The sequence below is a fragment of the Ramlibacter aquaticus genome (genome assembly GCF_015159745.1).
In the GTDB taxonomy this organism is placed as follows: domain Bacteria; phylum Pseudomonadota; class Gammaproteobacteria; order Burkholderiales; family Burkholderiaceae_C; genus Ramlibacter; species Ramlibacter aquaticus.
Map to the genome: position 1 here is coordinate 1 of NZ_JADDOJ010000219.1, position 389 is coordinate 389.

1 pseudogene is annotated in these 389 nt (G+C 67.1%); it reads left to right on the plus strand.

From position 1 onward, the window contains the following. Nucleotides 1-389 (plus strand): annotated as a pseudogene (locus IM725_RS20200) (ABC transporter substrate-binding protein); the annotation flags it as partial.

Consider the following 389-nt stretch of genomic DNA (forward strand, 5'->3'; position numbering starts at 1 on the left):
ACCACGACGTGAAGGACATCGGCGCGGGCGCCAAGGGCTACAACGCCATCACCATCCACAACAGCGCCGCCAAGGACAAGGTGCACGACGACCTGAAGAAGTTCGTCTACGACAAGGGCCAGGGCACGGGCGTGCCGGCGGGCGTGGGCACGCTGGCGCACACGCGCGGCATGATGATCTCGATGCTGCAGGTGGAGGCGATCCGCGCCGCGCAGGAGAAGTACGGCAAGGGCAAGGTGCTCACGCCCGAGCAGGTGCGCTGGGGCTTCGAGAACCTGGACCTCTCGGCCGACAAGCTCAAGGCCCTGGGCTTCGGCGAGATCATGCGGCCCGTGAAGACCTCCTGCCAGAACCACATGGGCACCGACCGGGCGCGCATCGTGCAGTGG